At 72.8% G+C, this 21,249-nt stretch carries 24 protein-coding genes, 1 tRNA gene and 2 pseudogenes; 15 read left to right on the plus strand and 12 right to left on the minus strand.

Annotated features, from left to right (window positions below):
• Positions 1-296: 296 nt before the first annotated feature.
• Entirely contained in the window at positions 297-518 is a 222-nt protein-coding gene (locus AB0H57_RS03770) for a DUF4190 domain-containing protein (protein WP_357502326.1), read from the minus strand.
• 1,499 nt (positions 519-2,017) lie between these two features.
• Between AB0H57_RS03770 and AB0H57_RS03775 the strand changes: the two are divergent.
• A pseudogene (locus AB0H57_RS03775) lies at positions 2,018-2,257 on the plus strand (transposase); the annotation flags it as partial.
• A 33-nt stretch (positions 2,258-2,290) separates the two neighbouring features.
• A pseudogene (locus AB0H57_RS03780) lies at positions 2,291-3,043 on the plus strand (site-specific integrase); the annotation flags it as partial.
• Between the two features lie 84 nt (positions 3,044-3,127).
• On the opposite strand, the gene AB0H57_RS03785 reads toward AB0H57_RS03780, so the two are convergent.
• The 3 genes from AB0H57_RS03785 to AB0H57_RS03795 all read right to left on the minus strand — a co-directional run bounded on the left by AB0H57_RS03785 (position 3,128) and on the right by AB0H57_RS03795 (position 3,982).
• Positions 3,128-3,199, minus strand: a tRNA-Lys gene (locus AB0H57_RS03785).
• Between the two features lie 157 nt (positions 3,200-3,356).
• Positions 3,357-3,731: a type II toxin-antitoxin system VapC family toxin gene (locus AB0H57_RS03790; protein ID WP_357502328.1), complete on the minus strand. Its 375-nt coding sequence runs from the start codon at positions 3,729-3,731 to the stop codon at positions 3,357-3,359.
• Positions 3,728-3,982 (minus strand): type II toxin-antitoxin system prevent-host-death family antitoxin, encoded by a 255-nt coding sequence (locus AB0H57_RS03795; RefSeq protein ID WP_357502330.1) that lies wholly within the window; start codon positions 3,980-3,982, stop codon positions 3,728-3,730. Before AB0H57_RS03795 ends, AB0H57_RS03790 begins: the two co-directional genes overlap by 4 nt.
• Positions 3,983-4,113: 131 nt before the next feature.
• Here AB0H57_RS03795 and AB0H57_RS03800 point away from each other — a divergent pair, with 131 nt between their 5' ends.
• The 3 genes from AB0H57_RS03800 to AB0H57_RS03810 are packed head-to-tail and all read left to right on the plus strand — an operon-like array spanning position 4,114 to position 6,070.
• Positions 4,114-4,602, plus strand: a complete 489-nt coding sequence (locus AB0H57_RS03800) for an anthrone oxygenase family protein (RefSeq protein ID WP_357502332.1) — start codon at positions 4,114-4,116, stop codon at positions 4,600-4,602.
• Positions 4,603-4,648: 46 nt separating this feature from the next.
• The gene (locus AB0H57_RS03805; protein WP_357502334.1) at positions 4,649-4,942 is read left to right on the plus strand and encodes a hypothetical protein; all 294 of its coding nucleotides are present in this window, start codon (positions 4,649-4,651) and stop codon (positions 4,940-4,942) included.
• A 45-nt stretch (positions 4,943-4,987) separates the two neighbouring features.
• Positions 4,988-6,070, plus strand: a complete 1,083-nt coding sequence (locus AB0H57_RS03810) for an NAD-dependent epimerase/dehydratase family protein (protein ID WP_357502336.1) — start codon at positions 4,988-4,990, stop codon at positions 6,068-6,070.
• Between the two features lie 123 nt (positions 6,071-6,193).
• On the opposite strand, the gene AB0H57_RS03815 is transcribed toward AB0H57_RS03810, so the two are convergent.
• Entirely contained in the window at positions 6,194-6,538 is a 345-nt protein-coding gene (locus AB0H57_RS03815) for a hypothetical protein (protein ID WP_357502859.1), read from the minus strand.
• A 186-nt stretch (positions 6,539-6,724) separates the two neighbouring features.
• Between AB0H57_RS03815 and AB0H57_RS03820 the strand changes: the two genes are divergently transcribed.
• Positions 6,725-7,420 carry an SDR family oxidoreductase gene (locus tag AB0H57_RS03820; protein ID WP_357502338.1) on the plus strand — a complete coding sequence of 232 codons (696 nt, stop codon included), beginning with the start codon at positions 6,725-6,727 and terminating at the stop codon, positions 7,418-7,420.
• Positions 7,421-7,439: 19 nt separating this feature from the next.
• Here the strand turns inward: AB0H57_RS03820 and AB0H57_RS03825 are convergent, their stop codons facing one another.
• Both AB0H57_RS03825 and AB0H57_RS03830 read right to left on the minus strand, forming a co-directional pair.
• Entirely contained in the window at positions 7,440-8,633 is a 1,194-nt protein-coding gene (locus tag AB0H57_RS03825; RefSeq protein ID WP_357502340.1) for a GNAT family N-acetyltransferase, read from the minus strand.
• Positions 8,634-8,704: 71 nt separating this feature from the next.
• The gene (locus AB0H57_RS03830) at positions 8,705-9,424 is read right to left on the minus strand and encodes a protein phosphatase 2C domain-containing protein (protein ID WP_357502342.1); all 720 of its coding nucleotides are present in this window, start codon (positions 9,422-9,424) and stop codon (positions 8,705-8,707) included.
• Between the two features lie 184 nt (positions 9,425-9,608).
• Between AB0H57_RS03830 and AB0H57_RS03835 the strand changes: the two genes are divergently transcribed.
• Both AB0H57_RS03835 and AB0H57_RS03840 read left to right on the plus strand, forming a co-directional pair.
• Positions 9,609-10,832 carry a benzoate/H(+) symporter BenE family transporter gene (locus AB0H57_RS03835; protein WP_357502344.1) on the plus strand — a complete coding sequence of 408 codons (1,224 nt, stop codon included), beginning with the start codon at positions 9,609-9,611 and terminating at the stop codon, positions 10,830-10,832.
• Between the two features lie 42 nt (positions 10,833-10,874).
• On the plus strand, positions 10,875-11,480 hold the full coding sequence (locus tag AB0H57_RS03840; protein ID WP_357502346.1) for a pyridoxamine 5'-phosphate oxidase family protein: 606 nt from the start codon (positions 10,875-10,877) through the stop codon (positions 11,478-11,480).
• A 59-nt stretch (positions 11,481-11,539) separates the two neighbouring features.
• On the opposite strand, the gene AB0H57_RS03845 is transcribed toward AB0H57_RS03840, so the two are convergent.
• The 4 genes from AB0H57_RS03845 to AB0H57_RS03860 all read right to left on the minus strand — a co-directional run bounded on the left by AB0H57_RS03845 (position 11,540) and on the right by AB0H57_RS03860 (position 13,686).
• On the minus strand, positions 11,540-11,914 hold the full coding sequence (locus AB0H57_RS03845; RefSeq protein ID WP_357502348.1) for a hypothetical protein: 375 nt from the start codon (positions 11,912-11,914) through the stop codon (positions 11,540-11,542).
• A 284-nt stretch (positions 11,915-12,198) separates the two neighbouring features.
• Entirely contained in the window at positions 12,199-12,429 is a 231-nt protein-coding gene (locus AB0H57_RS03850) for a hypothetical protein (protein ID WP_357502349.1), read from the minus strand.
• Positions 12,430-12,507: 78 nt separating this feature from the next.
• A complete protein-coding gene (gene mscL, locus AB0H57_RS03855) occupies positions 12,508-12,963 on the minus strand; it encodes a large conductance mechanosensitive channel protein MscL (protein WP_357502351.1) in 456 nt (151 codons plus the stop codon).
• A gap of 39 nt (positions 12,964-13,002) precedes the next feature.
• Positions 13,003-13,686, minus strand: a complete 684-nt coding sequence (locus AB0H57_RS03860; protein ID WP_357502353.1) for an FCD domain-containing protein — start codon at positions 13,684-13,686, stop codon at positions 13,003-13,005.
• A gap of 49 nt (positions 13,687-13,735) precedes the next feature.
• Here AB0H57_RS03860 and AB0H57_RS03865 point away from each other — a divergent pair, with 49 nt between their 5' ends.
• Positions 13,736-15,082, plus strand: a complete 1,347-nt coding sequence (locus AB0H57_RS03865) for an MFS transporter (RefSeq protein WP_357502355.1) — start codon at positions 13,736-13,738, stop codon at positions 15,080-15,082.
• 9 nt (positions 15,083-15,091) lie between these two features.
• Here AB0H57_RS03865 and AB0H57_RS03870 read toward each other — a convergent pair whose 3' ends face one another.
• Positions 15,092-15,448, minus strand: a complete 357-nt coding sequence (locus AB0H57_RS03870; protein ID WP_357502357.1) for an STAS domain-containing protein — start codon at positions 15,446-15,448, stop codon at positions 15,092-15,094.
• Positions 15,449-15,607: 159 nt separating this feature from the next.
• On the opposite strand from AB0H57_RS03870, the gene AB0H57_RS03875 reads away from it, so the two are divergent.
• From AB0H57_RS03875 to AB0H57_RS03900, 6 genes are read left to right on the plus strand one after another with little or no spacing between them, the layout of a single operon-like run.
• On the plus strand, positions 15,608-16,468 hold the full coding sequence (locus tag AB0H57_RS03875; protein ID WP_357502359.1) for an STAS domain-containing protein: 861 nt from the start codon (positions 15,608-15,610) through the stop codon (positions 16,466-16,468).
• Positions 16,468-16,881, plus strand: coding sequence for an STAS domain-containing protein (locus AB0H57_RS03880; protein WP_357502361.1), 414 nt, complete (start codon positions 16,468-16,470; stop codon positions 16,879-16,881). The genes AB0H57_RS03875 and AB0H57_RS03880 overlap by 1 nt, the downstream gene beginning before the upstream one ends.
• Complete coding sequence (locus AB0H57_RS03885) at positions 16,878-17,297, plus strand: ATP-binding protein (protein ID WP_357502363.1); 420 nt, start codon at positions 16,878-16,880, stop codon at positions 17,295-17,297. Before AB0H57_RS03880 ends, AB0H57_RS03885 begins: the two co-directional genes overlap by 4 nt.
• Complete coding sequence (locus tag AB0H57_RS03890) at positions 17,294-18,307, plus strand: ATP-binding SpoIIE family protein phosphatase (protein WP_357502825.1); 1,014 nt, start codon at positions 17,294-17,296, stop codon at positions 18,305-18,307. Before AB0H57_RS03885 ends, AB0H57_RS03890 begins: the two co-directional genes overlap by 4 nt.
• Positions 18,308-18,339: 32 nt before the next feature.
• Positions 18,340-19,668 carry an ATP-binding protein gene (locus AB0H57_RS03895; protein WP_357502827.1) on the plus strand — a complete coding sequence of 443 codons (1,329 nt, stop codon included), beginning with the start codon at positions 18,340-18,342 and terminating at the stop codon, positions 19,666-19,668.
• Positions 19,665-21,212 (plus strand): SpoIIE family protein phosphatase, encoded by a 1,548-nt coding sequence (locus AB0H57_RS03900; protein ID WP_357502365.1) that lies wholly within the window; start codon positions 19,665-19,667, stop codon positions 21,210-21,212. The genes AB0H57_RS03895 and AB0H57_RS03900 overlap by 4 nt, the downstream gene beginning before the upstream one ends.
• Positions 21,213-21,249 lie beyond the last annotated feature (37 nt).

Consider the following 21,249-nt stretch of genomic DNA (forward strand, 5'->3'; position numbering starts at 1 on the left):
TCAAGAGGGTGTCGAGGTCTTGCGTCACAACATGATCATCGGCACCCTCCCTTCATGCCCAGACATCGACCCCTGACATCGGAACTACTCGTCTAGTCCGCAGCCGTTGAGCCCTCGCTTGTAGGTCGCTTCCGGCATGAGTCATGGCGTCCGCAGACGTCCGTGCCGTCCGTGATGGGTCCCGCGAACGTGCGTGAGAGTCCATCCGCGGGCATCAGCGTTGATGTCGGCGATGGATGTCAACGGCAATGAGGCGGGCCCGCGTCATGGCCCGTGGACCTCGGTCGGCCGGCGGGTCAGGGTGTTGGGGTTGTGGTTGGAGTGATGGCAGCCAGCCCAGCACCGGCGATCATCCAGGTCGAGAAGATCACCGCCGGGGCGAAGAACACATAGCCCATCACGAGCCCGGCCACTGCCATGCCGTGCCCGCTCTTACGGCCGTCATTTGTCTCGGGAAGGGCGATGTGGCCGAGGATCACCGCGAGCAGCGAGAAGATCCCGAACGAACAGCAGCTCAAGCCCGAGGATTCCCAGGATCATGCTAGCCACAGCAAGGCCAGAGGTCGGCCTCGCAGCCTCGACGATGATCGGCCGGATGGACGGTGGGTAGGTGTTGTATGTCAATCGAGTGCCTTTCGGTTGGCGGTAGGCAGGTCGCTCCGCTGGCCTTGTCGATCGAGCAGGTGACCTTCGTGTACCGGCCCTGAGCGCCTTGGTCAGGGCGACGCCTGCGGTCTGACTCCGATGCCGATGGTCGCTCTTCAACGCCTGCTAGACGCGGTTATCGCTAAGCACCGCCGACGCGACCTGCGCGACAAGACCCATCTGTACTGCAGGTTTTCGAGGATGTGCGCTGGCGGTCGCCGAAGCCCGATCGGCCAGCTGCGGTGGTGCCGGGCGCGGTCAAGGCCGGCTCACGATCATGCCCGCGACCGCGCACAACAAGGCCAGGAATGACACAACGGCGATGATCACCTTTTCTTGTGCGGTAAGCCCCCGCTTCGCCGCCGGGGCCGGCCGTGCGCCCTCCGTGAGCGACCATTCTCGAGCGAGCCATCGATGGTCTTCGACTGTGAGCCCTCGGGGACGTTGCGGCGGGCGGTGCCCCTCGTAGCGATACTGCTGCAGGGCGGACAACGCCTGGGCCGAGCGAACTGCCGGTGACCGCCGACTCGTTCCGTAGATTTCGTTCACTGGGCGGGTTTCGTAGAACCATTGGACTCCGAATGCCCCCACGTCTAGCCGCCAGTAGGGCACGCCGGGCATCGGCGGCAGCTGTCCGGGCAGCCATATCGGCGCGGGCACGGGTGGGTACGCCTCTGGCGGGACCTTGGCCCCTAGTAGCGGCCAGCCGGGCACGTGCGGCCAAGGATGCATGTTCCCCCCGCTGGTTAGGCCAGGGTTGTTGCCCTGACAGAACCACCAACCAAGATCCGCAAGACGCGTGCGATTGCGACAAACACAAACCGTCCCAGCGGGGAACGGCTCTACCCAAGCCCTACCATAGTTCCACAAACGGCTATAGCAGGTGACGGAACGGGGCGAGTGGGGCGACACTGAGACGAGAGCGACGTAGAGACGGCGAAGGGCCGGTCCCTGATGGGGCGGGCCCTCGCGTTTGTGCTGCTCAGAGGGCGGAGGATTGAGATTCGAACTCGTGAAGGCGTTAACCCAACACGCTTTCCAAGTCTGCCTGGTGTGGTTCGTGTCCGGTCGGCAGCGTTCTTGCCGCAGGTGGGGACGAGAGGCTGGATCTTGGCGATTGCCGTCGGCCGGCCATGAACGAGACGGGAACTGACTGGGCGTTTTGATCATTCCGGCTATGTATTGCTGCTTTCGTGGGCCTGGTCGCCGAGGCGTCGGCAGGGTCGAATGATCACCACTGAGGCCAGGTTCACCTGATTGATGCCGATGCGAGATGCCCTGCTTTGATCCACTGATCGTGTCTGGTTCACAAAGTTCGGGAATCGGCAGACCCGAAGCGCGATCCATCCACGTTCCACAGTAGACAACTCGTATGGCCGACCGACCTGCCTACCCCTCCGACCTGTCCGACGCCCGCTGGGCACTGATCGCACCACGACTGGACGCCTGGCGCCAGGCTCGTACCGATGCTGGCGTCGGGGGACGCAAACCCACCTACGACCTGCGGGAGATCTTCAACGCGATCCTCTACGTCAACCGCACCGGCATCGCCTGGCGCTACCTGCCGCATGACTTCCCGCCCTGGCAGACGGTCTACGGCTACTTCACCGCCTAGACAAGCGAAGGCATCTTCACCCAGATCAACTTGCCCTCGGCAACCACGGTCACCCACCTGCGGACCGTGTTGCGGACGCTGCTGTCCCAGACGATCACCGAAGGGCTGATCTCCCGCAACGTCGCCTCCCTGGTGAAGCTGCCACCGGTTCGCAAGCGCAAACGGAAGGCGTGGACGAGCGACGAGGCACGGCGCTTCCTGGAGTCGGCCCGCGCCGACGACGATCCGCTCTACGCCGCGTACGTCCTGGTCCTGGTGCTCGGTCAGCGCAAGGGCGAGATGTTGGGGCTCACCTGGGCTGACGTCGACCTCGACGCGGGGGAGTTGACGATTGATCGGCAGCTCCAGCGGGTGGGTGCCGAGCTGCTGCACCGAGAGACGAAGACCGCTGCCTCGGACGCCACCCTGCCGCTGCCGGACATCTGTACCGTCGCGCTCGGCCGCCGCCGCGTCGCGCAGACCGCTGCCCGGGACGCTGCCGGCCCGGCGTGGCAACGGTCGGACCTGATCTTCACCACCCGCTACGGCCGGCCGGTCGAGCCACGCAACTTCAACCGCTTTTGGGACCGCCGTTGCGACGCAGCCGGCGTCCGGCGGATCACCGTCAGGGACGCCCGGCGGACCTGCGCGTCGCTCCTGGCGGACCTGGACGTCCACCCCCGGGTGGCGATGCAGATCCTGAGGCACGCGCAGTTCGCCATCACCATGGAGATCTACACGGTGGTGTCCTCGGCGGCCACCCGCGACGCCCTAAAGCGGCTCGGCAGCGCGCTGGACCGATAAGGCGCTACTGCTGTATTTCGCTGCTGTACGAGCCGTGCTGACAAAGACAGCGGCCCTACAAAGGGTGGCTGACCTGCGGAAGAGTGGGCCGCCAGGGACTCGAACCCTGAACCTATGGATTAAAAGTCCACAGCTCTGCCATTGAGCTAGCGGCCCGCGGCCTCAGGCTACCGGACCTCGCTTCCAGTCGCGATCAGCGAGCCCCGCGGACTGCTCACGGTGGGGGGTGACGTGGACGTGCCGACGCAAGCACCGGCCGCAGTCAGCGAACCACGCCCGAGGCGGTGACGCTCCGCAACTCGCCGGAGTCCGGTCACACCTTCAGGACGTCCACGTCGTACAGCGCTATCGATGGATCGCGAGTAGCCAGCGTCAAATTCTCAGTGATCGCCTGAGCCACCAGCATGCGGTCGAAGGGATCGCGGTGGTGCGACGGCAGACGGCCGGCGACGATGGCGTGGGTGTGGGTCACCGGCAGCTCACGGAAGCCCATGTCTCTTACCCGCTCGGCGAGGTCTGGAGGGCCCGCGAGCTTCCCCGCCTGCTGTTTGATGGTGATCTCCCACAGGGTGACCGGGGAGAGGAAGATGTCCGGCTCGTGGCGTAGCCGGTCCAGGAACTCGGCGCCGAGGGTCGCGTCGCCGGTGATGGCCCAGAGCGCGACGTGGGTGTCCAGCAGCAGGGTCATGCGCCGATGCCGAAGTCAGCGGCAATCTCGGCGTTGGTCTGCGGCGAGTCCCAGTCACCGGAGAGGTCCAGCTGGCCGGCAAGGGAACCGACAGTGGTGCGATTGGCTCGCCGCACCAACGGCACGACCTTCGCCACCGGGGTGCCCGCCCGGTCGATGATGATCTCCTCGCCGCGCTCCACCCGTTCGATGATGCGCGAGAGGTGGGTCTTGGCATCATGCATGTTGTAGTGCACGGCCTCAGCCGACATGACGCGACCTCCTCGGTTAGCTAACAGCTTAGCCTGTCTGGTCGCCGGCTTTCCTGTCGATGGATCGGCGTGCCGGTTAGAGCCCGTTTAGCGGTGGCGAACCCCACCCGAGACACGGTTGGCTGTCCGGCATGACATCGCTGCGTACTCTCGTGCTGGCCGCCGCGACCCTGCTGACCGGGCTGATGGGTGGGCTCTTCTTCGCGTACGCCTGCTCGGTCATGCCCGGTCTGGCCGCGACCGACGATCGGACCCTGGTCGGGACCATGCGGTGGATCAACCGGCGGATCCTGAACGGGTGGTTCCTGACGGCGTTCCTGGGCGCGGCGCTGCTCGGCGGCCTGGCGGTGGTGCTGCACCTGGACGTCGGTGGGCCGGTGCTGGCCTGGACGGTCGCCGGCCTGGTGCTCTACCTCGCCACCCTGGTGATCACGATGGCCTGGAGCGTGCCGTTGAACAACCGGCTGGACGCGGCCGGGCCGGTCGACGGGATCGCCGATCTGGCGGCGGTGCGCGCCGGGTTCGAGCGGCCGTGGGTGCGGTGGAACCTGGCCCGGACGGTCACCAGCGTGGCGTCCTTCGCCTGCCTGGTGGTGGCGTTGGCGGTCGACGCGGCCTGAGGCGGGCATGGGCCGGCGAGGGCGGGGAACTGGTCACGGCATGCGGATGACCAGCAGGCCGGCCGTCGCGGCGTCCGGCGAGGAGACCGGGCCCGACGGGGTACGCGAACCGGCCGGTGAGGCGCACGCCTGGCAGCCCGGGCAGAACTCCACCGTGTGCGGGCTTCAGCTCAGCCGGACCCGGCTGCGCCGGTTCCCGCACGTGCCGTTCGACTACACGTCGACGGACCAGCTGACCGAGGCGGACCCGGTGCGGCATCTCTGCCCGCGCTGCGTGGCCGCGGTGGGCGGGCGGCGCCGGCAGGAGAAGAGCTGGGTACGGCACGCGCCCCGGCCGTGACCGGTTCGGTGGTTGGGGTCCGGTCCAACGGGTACGGGGGCAGGCATGCGGATCGTGATCGTGGGGGCCAGCGGCAACGCGGGCACCGCCCTGCTGCGCCGGCTGGGCCGGGAGTCCGGGGTGGAACTGGTCGGGGTGGCTCGCCGGCTGCCCGGCACGGACGCCGGTGAGCCGTACGACGGGGTGCAGTGGCACTCCTGTGACGTGGGTGCGCCGGGTGCCGCCGACAAGCTGGCCACGATCTTCGCCGGGGCGGCGGCGGTGGTGCACCTGGCCTGGCAGATCCAGCCCAGCCACGACCAGCGCACGCTGCACCGGACCAACGTGGGCGGCAGCCGGGCGGTCGTCGACGCGGTGCTGCGCGCCGGCGTCCCGGCCCTGGTGTACGCGTCGTCCGTCGGCGCGTACGCGGCCGGCCCGAAGGACCATCCGGTCAGCGAGCGGTGGCCGGCGACCGGGGTGCCCGGGTCGTCGTACAGCCGGGACAAGGCCGAGGTCGAGGCGCTGCTGGACGCCGTCGAGGCGGCGCACCCGACGCTGCGGGTGGTACGCCTGCGGCCGGGGCTGATCTTCCAGCGCGACGCCGGCACGGAGATCGCCCGCTACTTCCTCGGCCCGCTCGCCCCGGTCCGCCTGCTCCGGTACGGCCGCATCCCGCTGGTCCCGGCCCACCGCCGGCTGCGGATGCAGGGCGTGCACGCCGACGACGTCGCCGACGCGTACGCCCGGGCGGTGCTGGGTGACGCGCGCGGCGCGTTCAACGTCGCGGCGGACCCGGTGCTCAGCCCGGAGCTGGTGGCCCGGCACTTCCACGGCTGGACGGTGCCGGTGGCCGCCCCGGTGCTGCGCGCCGCCGCCCGGCTGACCTGGCACGCCCGCCTGCAACCGGTCGACGCCGGCTGGGTCGAGCTGGCCCTGGCCGCCCCGCTGATGTCCAGCGACCGCGCCGAAACCGAACTCGGCTGGCGCCCCCGGACGGATGCCCTGACCGCCCTGAAGGACCTCTTCGTCGGCATCTCCACTCGCGCCGGCACCCCCAGCCCACCCCTGTCCACCCGCCCGGATCTCCCCGGCCGCCCCACCGCCCTCCTCAAGGCCCACCCCCCAGGCCAAGGCAACCCCTACTGACCTACGCACCCCCCCCCCGAAGCGTTGATCATGAAGTTTGCGTCGCGTTGCCTGCGTGTCGCCCGACGCAAACTTCATGATCAACTCGGGCGGGTGGGCGGGTGGGCGGGTGGGTGGGAGGGGTCAGCGGGTGGTGGCGGAGGCGCCCAGGAAGAAGATGCCGGGGAGGCCCTTGGTCTGGAAGCCCTGGCTGGGGTTGCCGCGCAGGGTGGAGTTCTCGATCTTCAGGGTGCCGGTGCGGTCGTTGCTGACGAAGAAGGAGGCCGTGCGGCTGGGCCGGGCGGAGGCGCTCGGGGCCGGCGAGTCGCTCGGCGGGGCGGTGCCCCCGGGCGGGGTGGCGCCGCCCGGGGTGGCGGGCTCGGCCGACCAGGCCGCCGGGGCGGCCGCCGGTGGGTCGCCGCCGCAGGCCGGCAGGGTGACGACGGCGACGGCGAGGACGAGCGGGACGACAAGGGACTTCACACGCACCCGGCGAGCCTAGGGGCCGCGACACCGGCGGCACGAGCCGTCGGGAGAGTCTTAACCCGGTGCTAAGCCGGTGCCCGCTCCCGCCGCAGCGCCCGCCGGCCCGACGCGGAGGGCGTGGGGAGAGGGCGGTGTGCCCGGCGCAAAAGCGGGAAGCCCAGCCGTCGCGCGGCGGCGGCGGGGAGGGACATGGACGCCAGATCCTTCGTGGTGGTCGGCGGGACGAGTGGCCTCGGGCTGGCCGTGGCCCGGCTCCTCGTCGACGAGTACCGCGTCGCCGTGCTCAGCGACCGGGCCGACGAGGTCACCGCGATCACCGACGAGCTGGGCTGCGACGGCAGCGTCTGCGACGTCTCCTCGTACGAGCAGGTCCGGGAGGCGTTCGGCGCGCTGGCCGAGCGGTGGGGCGTCATCGACGGGGTGGTCGCCAGCGCCTCCATCTGGGCCGGCGGCGACCTGGAGGACCTCGCCCCGGAGCGGATCCGGCGGGCGGTCGAGGTCAACGCCCTCGGCACCACGTACGTGCTGAAGGAGGCGGTGCGCCACCTGCGGCGGCAGGGCTACGGCAACGTGGTCTGGGTGGGCGCGACGGCGGTGTCCCGGCCCCGGCCCGGCATCCCCGTCTACCGGGCCACCAAGAGCTACGGCAGCAGCCTGGTCGAGTCGCTGGCCGAGGCGCAGCAGAGCAACCGGGTCAAGGTGATGCAGGTGCATCCGGGGCCGATGCCCACCCGGTTGCAGGAACGCGTCGGCGACGAGTTCCGGGACGACCTGTACGCGCTTCCCGAGCAGGTCGCCGCGGAGGTCGTACGGCTGCTCCTGCTCGCCCCCGACGACCTGTACGTCTCCGGCGCGCGGGTGCTGCGCGCGGACGGGCGGTGGTGAACCCGGCGGGACCGCCCGGTCAGAAGTCGGCGAACAGGTACGGCAGCGCGCGCGGGAAGAGCCGGCGCAACTCGGTCACCGCGTCGGCGGGCACCGTGCCGAGCCCGCGCACCGCGACCTCCGCCGGGTCCAGCACCCCGTACGCCAGGGCGGAGAGCCCGGCGGCGGTGAGGGTCGCCGAGGGCACGCCCCGGGCGGCCCGATCGGCCACCAGCTCCAGCTGGCCGGTCGCCCCGTCGAGCAGGTACGTGCCGGCCAGCCACCGGTCGCCGGCCAGCTCGACCCGGACCCGCCCCGGGCCGGCCGGCAGGCCGGCCAACGCGTCCACCGACAGCAGCCGGGCCATCGGGGCGGCGGAGGCCGGCCCGGCCACCCGCGCCTCGACCCGGACGGACAGGTCGGTCAGCCACAGCTCGGGCAGCGCGTCGGCGGGGACCGCGAAGCTGACCCGCGTCACCTGGTCGACGTGCCGGGCGAAGAACTGCAACAGCAGCGCCCGGGCGTACGGGTCGTCGGCGAGCAGGTCGTCGGCGACCAACTCGCCGCCGTAGTTGTCGATCCGGTAGGTCACCGCGCCCATGGTGGCGCCGTCGACCTGGGCGGTGAGCAGCCAGCGGTCGTCCCGGTCGCGCAGCCCGACCGCGCGGAACTCGGGGAAGAGCGCGAAACCGTGCCGGTCGTCCAGACACCGCTCGGTGAAGGCCCGGTAGCGGCTCCAGCCGGCGGCGATCCGCTGCCAACCCAGCTCGCCGGGGAGGTCGGCGCGCAGCAGCGGGCCGAGGTCGGCCGGGGCGAGGGTGACCCGCCGCCGCGCGGGCAGCCCGACGTAGCCGAACCGCTCGTAGAACGAGGCCCGGAACGGATAGAGGGCGGTCAGCGCGTGGCCCTCGTCGCGCATCTCGTCGAGCAGCCGGTGCAGCAGCGTCCGGACGTGGCCCCGCCGGCGGGCCAGCGGATGGGTGGCCACCCCGGCCACCCCCGCCATCGGCAGCACCCGCCCGCGCAGGTTCTGCCGCATCGGGATCGCCGAGGCGGCGGCCACCGCCTCGCCGCCCTCCTCGGCCACCAGCGTCCGGTTGCCCGAGTTGTAGGGCAGGTAGGCGTGGAACTCCTCGGTCCGGGCCGCCGTCAGGGGGGACGCCTCGAAGGCGTACCCCTGGAGGGGGAAGCTGTCGGTCAGTCGTTCCTCGGCGGCCAGGCTGCGAATGCGCACCCGTCCATCCCAACCCGGCCCGGCGGGCGCCGCAACCGCATTGGGAGCCGGCCGTCGGCGGGCCCGCCCGGTCAGGGCCGCGTAACGTCGGTGACCACCACCGTCACGTTGTCCGGCGCGCCGGCCTGGTGGGCCAGCTTGACCAGTTGCTCGCCGCAGTGCTGGCGGTCGCCGTACACGGTCAGGGTCTGGCCGATCACCTCGTCGTCGACGTAGTCGGAGAGCCCGTCCGTGCAGAGCAGCAGCCGGTCGCCGGCGACGACGGTGAGCACGCCGACCGCGGGTGGGGCGTCCGAGCCCTGCACGGCCCGGGTGACCAGCGACCGCTGCGGGTGGTGCCGGGCCTGGTCGGGGGTGAGCGCGCCCTGGTCCACCAGCGCCTGGACGAACGTGTCGTCCCGGGTGAGCTGGGACAGCTCGCCGTCGCGCAGCAGGTAGCAGCGGGAGTCGCCGACCTGGGCGAGCACCAGGGCGTCGCCGGCCAGCAGCGCGGCGGTGAGCGTGGTACCCATGCCGTCCCGCGCCGGGTCGACCTCGATGGCCGCGCGGATGCGCTGGTTGGCCGTGCTCACCACGGCCCGCAGCGCGTTGCTGGCCTCGTCGGGGGTGTCCGGCGGGGTCAGCTCGTCCAGGATCCGGATCACGATCTCGCTCGCCACCTCCCCGGCGGGCAGGCCGCCCATGCCGTCGGCCACCGCCACGAGGCGGTCACCGGCGAGGGCGGAGTCCTCGTTGTTGGTGCGGACCAGGCCGACGTCGTTGAGGATGGCCGAGCGGAGGATCAGCGTCATGGGGTCAAGCTTGCCAAGAGAACCCCGCCGCCGTCTTCATGCACCGGTACGTAAGGCGGTTGCCGGTCTCCGCGCCGCCCGCCGGCTGATCCTCCCGGCCCTCGGGCGTACCCCGACGCGCGCGGCCCGCCGCGCCGCTGGTCCGCTAGGGTGCCGCCACGCCAACGACGACGGGGGTGGGCAAGTGGCGGGGCGACTGCAACCTGTGCTGGCCGGCGTGGTGACCGCCCTGGTCGGCTTCGCCAGCTCGTTCACGGTCGTGCTCGCCGGGTTGCGCGCGGTCGGCGCCGACGACGCCCAGGCGGCGTCGGGGCTGCTGGCGGTGAGCGTCGCCGCCGGGCTCTGCGCGGTCTGGCTCGGCCTGCGGCACCGGCTGCCGATGGCGATCGCCTGGTCCACCCCGGGGGCGGCGTTGCTGGTGGCGACCGGCCCGGTGCCCGGTGGATGGCCGGCCGCGGTGGGCGCGTTCCTGGTCGCCGGCCTGCTGATCACGGCCGCCGGGCTGGTGCCGGTGCTCGGCCGGGCGGTCGCCGCGATCCCCGCCCCGGTCGCCGCCGCGATGCTCGCCGGGGTGCTGCTGCCGCTCTGCACCGCACCCGTACGGGCGCTGGTGGAGACGCCCCGGCTGGCCGCCCCGGTCGTGCTGGCCTGGCTGCTGCTGCACCGCTTCGCCCGCCGGTGGGCGGTGCCGGGGGCGCTGGCCGCGGCGGCGGTGGCGATCGCGCTCACCACGTCCGGGCCGGGGCCGGACGGGCTCGACCTCGCCCCGACCGTCGTGTTCACCCCTCCGGCGTGGACGCTGCCGGCGGTCGTCGGCCTGGCACTGCCGCTCTTCCTGGTCACCATGGCCGCGCAGAACGTGCCCGGAATGGCGGTGCTCGCCGGCTACGGCTACCGGGCGCCGCTGGGCTCCGCGCTGCGGGTCACCGGGCTGGCCAGCGCCGTCGGCGCGCCGGCCGGCGGGCACGCGGTGAACCTGGCCGCGATCACCGCCGCGCTGGCCGCCGGGCCGGACGCCCACCCCGATCCGGAGCGGCGCTGGATCGCCTCGGTCACCGCCGGGGTCGGCCTGGCCCTGCTCGGCCTGGGCGCCGGTGCGGCGACGACGCTGGTGCTGCTCTCCCCGCCGATCCTGGTCGAGGCGGTCGCCGGGCTCGCGCTGCTGGGCGCGCTGGCCGGGGCGGTGTCCGCCGCGGTCGCCGCGCCGGAGGGCCGCGAGGCGGCCGTGGTCACCTTCGTGGTGACCGCCTCCGGGGTGAGCCTGCTCGGGGTGGGCGGGGCGTTCTGGGGGCTGGTGGCGGGCTGCGGAATGCTGCTGCTCTTCCGCCGGCGCGGCGCGGGCCGGGCGGAGCCGACCCCGGAGGTGCCCCCGCAGCGGGCCCGCACGACCTCGACACCGGCCGGCTGACGGGGTCCACGCCGGCCGGGCGGGGCGAGGATACTGAGCGGCATGGGAAAGACGTACCCCCGGATCGACGGCCGCCTCCGGGACTTCATCCTGGCCCAGCCCCTCTTCTTCACCGCCACCGCGCCGCTGGACGCCGACGGCACCGTCAACCTCTCGCCCAAGGGTCTGACCGGTTCGGTCGCCGTCCTCGACGAGCTGACGGTGGCCTACCTCGACTTCGCCGGGAGCAACGCCGAGACGGTCGCCCACCTGCGGGAGAACGGCCGGATCACGCTGATGTGGTGCGCCTTCTCCGGGCCACCGAACATCGTCCGGGTGCACGGCCGGGGTGAGCCGGTCTTCCGCGACGACCCCCGCTGGGCGGAGCTGATCGCCCACTTCCCCGACATCGACCACAGCCTGCACGGGCTCCGCGCGATCATCCTGGTCCGCGCCGAGCTGATCCGGGACACCTGCGGCTACGCCGTGCCGTTGATGAGCTACCAGCAGGACCGGGACCTGCACGCCCGGCGCTTCGCCCGGGAGGACGACGCGTCGCTGGACGCGTACTTCGCGGGGAAGGACCATGTGGCGACGAGCATCGACGGGCTGCCCGGGCTGCCGCTCCCGCTGCCGCCGACCCCGGTGGTGGCGCCGACCGCCCGGTGAGTCACCGCTCGGGCTGACGGCCGGCAGCCCTCACCGCTCGGGCTGACGGCCGGCGGACCTCACTGCTCGGGCTGGAGGTCGGCGGCCGGCACGTCGAGGCGGACCCGGCCGTCGGCGACCGTGGCGATCTGGTCGGCCAGCACGTAGACCGCGCCCGACCGGGCCAGGTCGCTGGTGACCTTGAGGTAGCCGGTGCGTAGCAGCCGGGCGGCGAGGTCGGCGGGCACGTCCGGCTCCTCGGCCGCGGCGGACTCGATCAGCTCGTCCAGGCTGCCGCCGGGGTCGGGGGTGGGCGCCTGGACGGTCACCGCGGTCGGATCGCCGCGCTGGACCAGGTCCACCGTGCCGACCTCCCGGCCGTTGGCGTCCATCACCGCCATCCCGGTGGTGACCCGGGACAGCACCGCCTGTTCCTCAACGCCCTGCTGCTCCATCCTGGCGCGGTTCCCGCCCCGCCCGCCCCCTAAACGCCTCCACCCCGCCCGCATCGATCTTGGCCGGTGTGCGGGGCTGGTGTGCGGGGCCGGTGTGCGGGCCGGTGTGGGCGAAATCGAGCTTGATACCTCACAGGTATAAATATTCCTGAGAGGTATCGCGCGCGCGGGAGTCCTGCCACTCAGGGCTCCGACCCTGGCCGGTCCCCGGCCCGCGGCTCCGACCCTGGCCGGTCCCCGGCCCGCCTGGTCCGCAGCCGGGCTCCCGCACCGCGCCGCCCCCGTCAGATCGTGGGGCGGGGGGAGAGTTCGCGCCAGGTGTCGGGGCCGGTGAGGAGGGCGCGGACGGTCTCTTCGGCCTCCTCGGCGGTGGCGTACTCGTAGAACTGGGAGACCCCCTCGGCACCGCCGGCGCGCTGCTCGACGTGCCAGCGGTCGGCGTCCACCCGGAGGAAGACGTCCCGCCGCGCCAGCCGCCCCCACTTGCCGTTCCACCAGTGCTTCCGCTGCTCCATGGCGGCACTCTATCGAACATGTGTTCGACACACGTCGGCCCCCGCGAGATTCCCGCGAGGGCCGGTGTGCGGGGTGGTTCAGCGCGGGGCCGGCGGCTCCGTGCGGCGACCGAGCACATCGTCCAGCGCGCCGCGCTGACCCGGCGTGCCGTGGCCGGCGGCGACCAGCGCGTCCCGGATCTCGGTGAGCAGCTTGATCTCCTCGCTGGGCGCGGCGGGCGGCGGCTCCTCGCCCCGGCGGCGGCGCTCGGCGAGCTTGTTCATCGGGTAGACCACCAGGAAATAGAGCACCGCGGCGGTCAGCAGGAAGGTGATGATCGCGTTGATGAACGCCGCCCAGTCGAAGAGCTGGCCGCCGATGGTCCACTTGCCGGCCTTGAGCTCGGTGCCCCCGCCGAGGGCCTTGATCAGCGGTTCCAGGAACGACTTCGTGAACTGGGTGACCAGGCCGGTGAAGGCGGCGCCGATGACGATACCGACCGCCAGGTCGACCACGTTGCCGCGCATGATGAAGTCTTTGAAGCCCTTGAGCATCCGTACTCCTGTGCTTTCCGGTTGTCCGTCCGGGACAACCTATGCCCCGGGCGGCGGCTCCAGAAAAGCACCGGCTTCGATCGCCGCCCGGGCCGGGTCGCCGGCCCGGATCGCGGCCACCAGCCGGCCGTGGTCGACGTACCGTTCGGGGGTCAGCGCGTCCCCCATCGCCTGGGCGACGGTGCTGCGCAGCGCGGTGCCGACCGACGCGTAGAGCTCGGCCAGCATGGCGTTGTGCGCGGCGGCCACCACGGCCGTGTGCAGCGCGGCGTCCGCCGCCACGAACCCGTCGACCCGGCCCGCGTGCCAGGCCGCCTCGCGGTCCGCCAGCGCCGCGTCGAGCGCCGCCAGGTCCGCCGGGGTACGCCGGAGCGCGGCCAGTCGGGCGGCCTCCACCTCGAAGGCCCGCCGCACCTCGACCACCTCGGCCATCCGGTCGTCGGTGAGCCGGCGGGCCACCACCGGGGCCAGCTCGTCGGTGGAGACCACGTACGTCCCGGAGCCCTGGCGGCACTCCAGCACCCCGGCATGCACCAGGGCGCGGACCGCCTCCCGGACGGTGTTCCGGCCCACCCCGAGGGCCGCGACCAGCTGCGGCTCGGTGGGGATGCGCTCGCCCACCTGCCATTCGCCGCCGAGGATGCGGCTGCGCAGCTGCTCGATGGTCTGGCGCACCCGGTGGCCGCGCGGCGGCACGGTGGCGGAATCGACGGGGCGTGTCACCGGTTACAACTCCTGCCGGAATTCATCCCATGATTGTAGGTTCGAGGTCATGACACCGCCAGCGACCAGGGCCGAGGCGCCCACCGCCGACCGGAACAGCGCCCCCGCCGAGGCGACGGCCGCTGACCTGCCGCCCGGCCCGACGCCGGAGGCCGGCCCCTCTGTGCCCGGCCTCGCGCCGGACGCCGGACCGGCGCCGGCCCGGCCGGTGGTCGGCGGCGGCGTGCTGGTGCTGGTCGGCATGCTGCTGGTGGCGTTGAACCTGCGGGCCGCGGTGACCAGCCTCGGCGCGCTGCTCGACGAGATCCGCACCGGGCTGGGCCTGTCCGGGGCGATGGCCGGCGTGGTGACCACGCTGCCCACCGTCGCCTTCGCCGCCCTCGGCGCGCTCACCCCGTGGCTGGTCCGCCGCTGGCCGGCCGCCCGGGTGCTGCTGCTGGCCATGCTGGCGCTCACCGTCGGGCAGGTGCTGCGGGTGGTGACCGACTCGGCGGCGGTCTTCGTGGCCACCAGCGCGCTGGCGCTGGCCGGCATCGCGGTGGCGAACATCCTGCTGCCGATGCTGGTCAAGCAGCACTTCCCGCACCGCACCGGGCTGGTCACCGGGGCGTACACGATGGCGCTGACCGTCGGCACGACGGTGGCCGCCGCGTCCGCGGTGCCGGTGGCGCACGCCTTCGGGTCGTGGCGCGTCGGGCTGGGCGTCTGGGCCGGGCTGGCCGCGCTGGCCGTACTCCCGTGGGTGCCGCTGGCGCTGCGGGCCCGCGCCGCCCGGCGGACGGCGACCCCGACGGTGGCCGGCGCGGCCCGGGCCCCGATCTCGCCCGGTCGGACCGGGCTGGGGCGGGCCATGGCGCTGTACTTCGGGGCGCAGTCGCTGAGCGGGTACGCGATCATGGGTTGGCTGGCCCAGCTCTTCCGGGACGCCGGCTACCGGGCGGAGACCGCCGGGCTGCTGCTCGCCGGGGTGACCGCGCTGGGCGTGCCGGTGGCGCTGGCCATGCCGACCCTGGCCGGCCGGCTGCGCACGCTACGGCCAATCGTGCTGTCGCTGACCGCCTTCTCCGCCGCCGCGTACCTCGGCCTGGCGCTGGCCCCGCGCGGCCTGGCGCCGCTCTGGGTGCTGCTGCTCGCCCTCGGCCAGGGCGCGTTCCCGCTGATCCTGACCACCATCGGGCTGCGCGCCCGGACCGCCGACGGAACGGTGGCGCTGTCGGCGTTCGCGCAGAGCACCGGCTATGTGATCGCCGCGCTCGGTCCGCTGCTGGTCGGCATCCTCTACGAGGCGACCGGGGGCTGGACCGCGCCGATCGGCTTCCTGCTCGTGGCGCTCGCCGTGCAGACCGCCGCGGGCATGATGATCGCTCGTCCCCGGTTCATCGAGGACGAGCGGTGAGCGGAAGTCTCAGGAGGAGGCCGGGGTGGCGTCGCCCGCGACCGCCTGCTCGACCGTCGGGTAGGTGTGCAGCACCTCGACCAGGCCGCTGACCTCGAGGATGCGCAGCACGCCACGCTGCGGGGCGGCCAGCCGCACCACGCCGCCGGCCTCGTCGCAGCTGTTCTTGGCGCGGACGAAGACGGACAGGCCGGTCGAGTCGCAGAACGAGACCTCGGACAGGTCGAACACGAGGCGGCTGCGGCCCTTGTCCAGCAGGTCCGTGATCTGGTCCTGCAGCTGGGGCGCCGTCGCCATGTCCAGCTCGCCCGCGACCGCCACGACGACGACGTCGCCGCGTTGTTCCGTGTGCACCGTCAAGGACATTCGCCGACCTCCTGTTATCGGTGGAACGGTATCCCACCGAGGGCTGGACGCGCAGAACGGGAGCGCTGCCGGTGCCCGTTCTCATTCCGTTGTCATGTGGCAAGCAGTTCCCGGAGCCCCGGTGATAGAGTCCGGCCGGTTCGGGTCGAGGGAGGAAACATGGCGCTCAGCGCGGAAGAGAGCGGCCGGCTCGCGGGTCTGCTCGCCGAGCACACGGACCAGGTCGTGCAACGTTGGACCGAGCTGGTGGCGGCCTCGCTGCGCGGCCGGCTGAGCCAGGCCGAGCTGCGCCGGCAGCTGGGAGAGCTCCACGCTAGCATGATCACCGCCGGCGAGAGCGGCCTGACCGACCTGGCCGCCGAGGCCGGCACCGAGCTGCGCGCGGTGCTCGCCGAGCTGTCCCAGGGGCGGGCCCGGCAGGGCTTCTCGGCCACCGAGACCGCCGCCAGCGTCTTCACCCTCAAGGACGTCCTGCTGGAGCTGCTGGAAACCCGGCAGGGCGGCGGCGCCCTGCGCGACTTCGTCGCCTTCTCCTCGTTCGTCGACCAGATGGGCCTGTTCACCTTCGAGACCTACGTGCGCGCCCGGGAGAGCCTGATCGCCGACCAGGCCGAGCAGCTGCTCGAACTCTCCACCCCGGTGGTCAAGCTCTGGGAGGGCGTGGTCGCCGTCCCGCTGGTCGGCACGCTCGACTCGGCCCGCGCCCAGGTGGTGATGGAGCGGCTGCTGCAGACCCTGGTCGACACCGGCTCGCCGTACGCCATCATCGACATCACCGGGGTGCCGGCCGTCGACACCCAGGTCGCCCAGCACATCCTCAAGACGGTCGTGGCCGCCCGGCTGATGGGCGCCGACTGCATCATCTCCGGCATCCGGCCGCAGATCGCCCAGACGATCGTCGCCCTCGGCATCGAGTTCGGTGACATCGCCACCAAGGCGAGCCTGGCCGACGCGCTGCGCCACGTGCTGCGGCTCACCGGGCTGGAGACGGCCCGCCGGCAACCCCGCCGGGAGCTCTGATGGAACGCGTTCCGATCCTGAAGATCGGCGACGTGCTGCTGGTCTCCATCCAGGTCGACATGTCCGACCAGACCGCGCTCCAGCTCCAGGACGACCTGGCCGAGCGGATCGTGGCGACCGGCTGCCACGGCGTCCTCATCGACATCACCGCGCTGGACATCGTCGACTCGTTCGTCGGCCGGATGCTGTCCACCATCGCCTCGATCTCCAAGGTGCTCGACGCCGAGACGGTCGTGGTCGGGATGCGCCCCGCCGTCGCCATCACCCTGGTCGAGCTGGGCCTGTCGCTCAACGGCATCCGTACCGCGCTGAACGTGGAACGCGGCATGGAGCTGATCGCCGCCAGCCGCGACGAGGACGCGTACGAGCTGGACGGTGACGACGCGGACGCCGAGACGACGGCCACGGCATGACCGCCGGAGTCGACCTGGGCGCGCCACGTACCCAGGCGATCCGCAGCGACGAGGACGTGGTGCGGGTCCGCCAGCTGGTCCGTACGGTAGCGGTGGCCGCGAAGCTCTCCCTGGTGGACCAGACCAAGCTGGTCACTGCGGCGAGCGAGCTGGCCCGCAACACGCTGGTCTACGGCGGCGGAGGCACGGTCGAGGTGTCGACGGTGCACAACGACCGGCGACGCGGGGTGCGCATCGTCTTCGCCGATTCCGGGCCGGGCATCGCCGACCTGGAGCTGGCGCTCACCGACGGGTACACGACCGGTGGCGGGCTGGGTCTCGGACTCAGCGGCGCCCGCCGGCTGGTCGACGAGTTCGACATCCGGACCGGCGTGGGCGAGGGCACCACGATCACGGTCACCAAATGGTCCCGATGAGCCGGGATCTGGTCCCCGACGCCGGCCTCTGGTTCCGGGTGGAGGGGGGCAACGCGATCAGCGGCGTACGGCGGGCCGCCGAACGCCTGGGCGGGCAGCTCGAACTCGGCGAGAGCCGGGTGGGCGACCTGGCCATCGTGGCCGCCGAGCTGACCAGCAACCTGGTGAAGCACGCCCGGGGGGGCGCGATGCTGGTCCGTCCGGTGCGCCGCGCCGGCCGGGCGGGTGTGGAGCTGATCGCCGTCGACAGCGGGCCGGGGATGGCCGACCTGACCCTGTCCTTCCGGGACGGGCACTCCACGGCCGGCACCCTCGGCATCGGTCTCGGCGCCATCACCCGCCAGGCCAGCTGGTTCGACGGCTACTCGTGGCCCGGCCGGGGCACCGTGCTCGCCGTGCAGATCTGGGCCGGTCCGCCGCCGCAGCCGTCCTGGGCGGCCGGGCTGACCCGCCCGATCACCGGCGAGCACACCAGCGGCGACGGGTACGCGGTCCGGGTGGTCGAGGGACGCCGTCAGGTGCTGGTCTGCGACGGGCTGGGGCACGGCCCGCTGGCCGCCGTGGCCACCGAGGCCGCGGCCGCGGCCTTCCGGGCCGCGCCGGCCGTCCCGCCCGGCGCGGTGGTGCAGCACCTGCATCGGGCGATGTCGCACACCCGGGGCGCCGCGCTGGCCGTCGCCGAGCTGGACGCGCCGGCCGGGGTGCTGCGCTACGCCGGGCTGGGCAACATCGTCGCCGCCGTCGTCGCCGAGGGCGAACGGCGCCGGGGCCTGGTCTCGCTGCCGGGCATCGCCGGCCACCAGCGGCCGGCCGTCCGCGAGTACGACTACCCGTTCGGGCCGGCCACCACGCTGGTGATGCACAGCGACGGGGTGGTGGACCGCTGGGACCTGGCCGACTACCCGGGACTCGGCGGCCGGTCGCCGCTGGTGACCGCGGCCACCCTGCTGCGGGACGCCGGCACCCGCCGCGACGACGCCTGCGTACTGGTGGCGAGGGCGCAGCCGTGACCGGCGCGATCGATCCGGAGCCGCTGCTGCGGATGGCCCTGCGGGTGGAGCAGGACATCTTCCTGATCCGCCAGCGGGGCCGGGAGGTGGCCGCCGCGGTGGGCCTGGAGCACCAGGACCAGGTCCGCATCGCCACCGCGCTCAGCGAGGTGGCCCGGGACCTGCTGCACGCGGTGGGCGGCGCCGACGTCACGTTCCGGACCGAACTCGACACCACGGACGGCCGTTTCGTGCTCTGGGTCGACCTGACCCCCGTCCGCCCGCTGCCCGACGGCCGGTACGCACCCGCGTCCGGCGCGGTGGCCCGCCTGGTCGACACACTGAGCGCGGTTTGGACCAGAGGGGATACGGTCGTCAGGATGTCCCGACGAGTGCCCGCCAGCGCGCAGGCGCTGACCTCGGACCGGCTGGCCGAGCTGCGCGCGGAGCTCGGCCGCAGCGCCCCGGGCAGCGCCCTGGACGAGCTGGCGGAGCAGAACGGCCAGCTGATCGCCGCGCTGGATGAGGTGCGCAGCCAGCGGGACGAGCTGGCCGTGCTGAACGCCGAGCTGGAGGAGACCAACCGGGGCGTCATGGCGCTCTACGGCCAGCTCTCCGAGGAGCTGGAGGAGACCAACCGGGGCGTGGTCGCCCTCTACGCCGAGCTGGACGAGAAGTCCGCCCAGCTCCGCGCGGCCAGCGAGTCGAAGAGCCGGTTCCTGGCCAACGTCTCGCACGAGCTGCGGGCCCCGGTCACCGCGATCATCGGGCTGGGGCGGTTGCTCACCGACTCCGCCTCCGACCCGCTCACCCCCGAGCAGTCCGAACAGGTCGAGTTGATCCGCGCCGCGGCGGCCGACCTGCTCACCCTGGTCAACGACCTGCTCGACCTGGCGAAGGCCGAGTCGGGCCGGATCGAGCCCGACTGGACCGACGTCGACCTGCGGGTCGTCTTCGGGCAACTGCGGGGGACGCTGCGCGCGCTCAGTGCCCGGCCCGAGGTCGCCCTGGTGGTGGAGGAGCCGCCCGCGCCCGCGATCATCCGGTCGGACGAGGTGCTGTTGGCGCAGGTGCTGCGTAACCTGCTGCACAACGGGCTCAAGTTCACCGAGCGGGGAGAGGTCCGGATGCACGCACGTCGGGTCGGCGACCGGTGGCGGCTCGCCGTGTCCGACACCGGCGCGGGCATCCCGCCCGAGCTGCAAGAGCGGATCTTCGAGGAGTTCTACCAGGTGCCCGGGAGCAGCCGGGTCGGCGGCACCGGGCTCGGCCTGCCGTACGCGCGGCGGCTGGTGACCCTGCTCGGGGGCAGCCTGGAGCTGGCCAGCGAGCCGGGTCGGGGCAGCACCTTCACCGTCGACCTGCCCGTGGACCGGGCATGACGCAGGAGGTCTTCGCCGGCGCCACCGTGCTGGTCGTCGACGACAGCCGCACCAAGCGCTACCTGCTGGTGAGCTGGCTCACCCGGGCCGGCTTCCGGGTGGTCGAGGCGGAGACCGGCGGCGCCGCGCTGGAGCGCGTCGACCAGGAGCCGGTCGACCTGGTGGTGCTCGACGTGCGGCTGCCGGACCTGAGCGGCTTCGACGTCTGTGAGCGGATCAAGGCGGCTCATCCCGCCGTCCCGGTCATCCACGTCTCCGCGCACGCGGTGGACGTGGTGGACCGGGCGCACGGGCTGACCCGGGGCGCGGACGCGTACCTCGCCGAACCGATCGAGCCGGAGGAACTGGTCGCGACCGCACACGCGGTGTTGCGCTACTACCAGGCCCGGCAGCGGGCCGAGTGGCTCGCCGAGCGGTTGACCGGGCTGGCCGACACCACCGTAGCGGTGCACGCGGCACCGAACTTCGCCCGGCTGCTGGAGGCCGCGGCCGCCGGCGCCGCGCAGATCTTCAAGGCGCCGGCCGCGGTGACGGCGGAGACCTTCGACGGCGACTGCATTGCCGGGGTGGCCGACGGCCCGGGAGCCCCGGCCCGGATCGTCCCGTGGATCGTCGACGACACCGGGGTGCCGACCGGCGCCACCGTACGCGTCGACGAGCCCGGCAACTGGGGGCTGGTCGACTGGCCGGCCGGGGACACGGTGACCGTGGCCGCCGCCCGGCTGCGGGAGGACCGGGCGCCGCTGTACGTGGTGGTGCCCTCGCAGACCCAGACCCGGCGGACCCCGGTGCTGGTGCAGCTCGCCCAGGCGGTGGCCTCGGCGGTGGAGGCGCAGCGCTCCTTCGACGAGGAGCACCGGATCGCGGTCACCCTGCAACGCAGCCTGCTGCCCCGGCGGATCCCGGAGATCGCCGGGCTGGACCTCGCGGTGCGCTACGAGCCGGCGAGCGCGCAGACCGAGGTGGGTGGCGACTTCTACGAGCTGGTGATGCTCGACGGGCACCTGCTGATGGCGATCGGCGACGTGGCCGGCCACTCGCTGCACGCGGCGACGGTGATGGCCGAGCTGCGGCACGCCGTCCGGGCGTACGCGGTGGAGGGGCACCAGCCGGGGATGATCCTGGAACGGGTCAACGAGCTGATGCGAACCTTGCTTCCCAACGAGCTGGCCACCATCTGCGTGCTGCTGCTGCACCCGCCGTCCGGCCGGGTGCGGCTGGCCAGCGCCGGCCACCTGCCCGCGCTGATCAGCCTCGACGGCCGGACCGAGTTCGTGCAGCAGTCCGCCCCGCTGCTCGGGGTGCGCGCCGACCGGCCGGCCGACCTGGAGTTCGTGCTGCCGGCCGGCGCGACGCTGGTGCTCTACACCGACGGGCTGATCGAACGGCGGGACGCCACCATCGACGAGGGGCTGACCGCGCTGGCCACCTGCGCCGAGCGGGTCGACGAGGACCTGGACCGGTTCTGCGAACGGCTGCTGGTCGAGCTGGCGCCCCCCGAGATCCAAGACGACGTCGCCGTGGTCGCCCTCCGCCGCGTGTGAGGTGTAAGGCGGGGCCCCCGCTTAACACCCTCCGGCC

Source organism: Micromonospora sp. NPDC050686 (assembly GCF_040654475.1).
Taxonomy (GTDB): Bacteria; Actinomycetota; Actinomycetes; order Mycobacteriales; family Micromonosporaceae; genus Micromonospora.

Bases quoted from the DNA above. Each gene is read 5' to 3' on its own strand.
- AB0H57_RS03790 (WP_357502328.1), bottom strand. From the start codon at position 3,731: ATGACCCTGCTGCTGGACACCCACGTCGCGCTCTGGGCCATCACCGGC.
- AB0H57_RS03795 (WP_357502330.1), bottom strand. From the start codon at position 3,982: ATGTCGGCTGAGGCCGTGCACTACAACATGCATGATGCCAAGACCCAC.
- AB0H57_RS03800 (WP_357502332.1), top strand. From the start codon at position 4,114: ATGACATCGCTGCGTACTCTCGTGCTGGCCGCCGCGACCCTGCTGACC.
- AB0H57_RS03805 (WP_357502334.1), top strand. From the start codon at position 4,649: ATGACCAGCAGGCCGGCCGTCGCGGCGTCCGGCGAGGAGACCGGGCCC.
- AB0H57_RS03810 (WP_357502336.1), top strand. From the start codon at position 4,988: ATGCGGATCGTGATCGTGGGGGCCAGCGGCAACGCGGGCACCGCCCTG.
- AB0H57_RS03820 (WP_357502338.1), top strand. From the start codon at position 6,725: ATGGACGCCAGATCCTTCGTGGTGGTCGGCGGGACGAGTGGCCTCGGG.
- AB0H57_RS03830 (WP_357502342.1), bottom strand. From the start codon at position 9,424: ATGACGCTGATCCTCCGCTCGGCCATCCTCAACGACGTCGGCCTGGTC.
- AB0H57_RS03840 (WP_357502346.1), top strand. From the start codon at position 10,875: ATGGGAAAGACGTACCCCCGGATCGACGGCCGCCTCCGGGACTTCATC.
- AB0H57_RS03845 (WP_357502348.1), bottom strand. From the start codon at position 11,914: ATGGAGCAGCAGGGCGTTGAGGAACAGGCGGTGCTGTCCCGGGTCACC.
- AB0H57_RS03850 (WP_357502349.1), bottom strand. From the start codon at position 12,429: ATGGAGCAGCGGAAGCACTGGTGGAACGGCAAGTGGGGGCGGCTGGCG.
- mscL (WP_357502351.1), bottom strand. From the start codon at position 12,963: ATGCTCAAGGGCTTCAAAGACTTCATCATGCGCGGCAACGTGGTCGAC.
- AB0H57_RS03865 (WP_357502355.1), top strand. From the start codon at position 13,736: ATGACACCGCCAGCGACCAGGGCCGAGGCGCCCACCGCCGACCGGAAC.
- AB0H57_RS03870 (WP_357502357.1), bottom strand. From the start codon at position 15,448: ATGTCCTTGACGGTGCACACGGAACAACGCGGCGACGTCGTCGTCGTG.
- AB0H57_RS03875 (WP_357502359.1), top strand. From the start codon at position 15,608: ATGGCGCTCAGCGCGGAAGAGAGCGGCCGGCTCGCGGGTCTGCTCGCC.
- AB0H57_RS03880 (WP_357502361.1), top strand. From the start codon at position 16,468: ATGGAACGCGTTCCGATCCTGAAGATCGGCGACGTGCTGCTGGTCTCC.
- AB0H57_RS03885 (WP_357502363.1), top strand. From the start codon at position 16,878: ATGACCGCCGGAGTCGACCTGGGCGCGCCACGTACCCAGGCGATCCGC.
- AB0H57_RS03890 (WP_357502825.1), top strand. From the start codon at position 17,294: ATGAGCCGGGATCTGGTCCCCGACGCCGGCCTCTGGTTCCGGGTGGAG.
- AB0H57_RS03895 (WP_357502827.1), top strand. From the start codon at position 18,340: ATGGCCCTGCGGGTGGAGCAGGACATCTTCCTGATCCGCCAGCGGGGC.
- AB0H57_RS03900 (WP_357502365.1), top strand. From the start codon at position 19,665: ATGACGCAGGAGGTCTTCGCCGGCGCCACCGTGCTGGTCGTCGACGAC.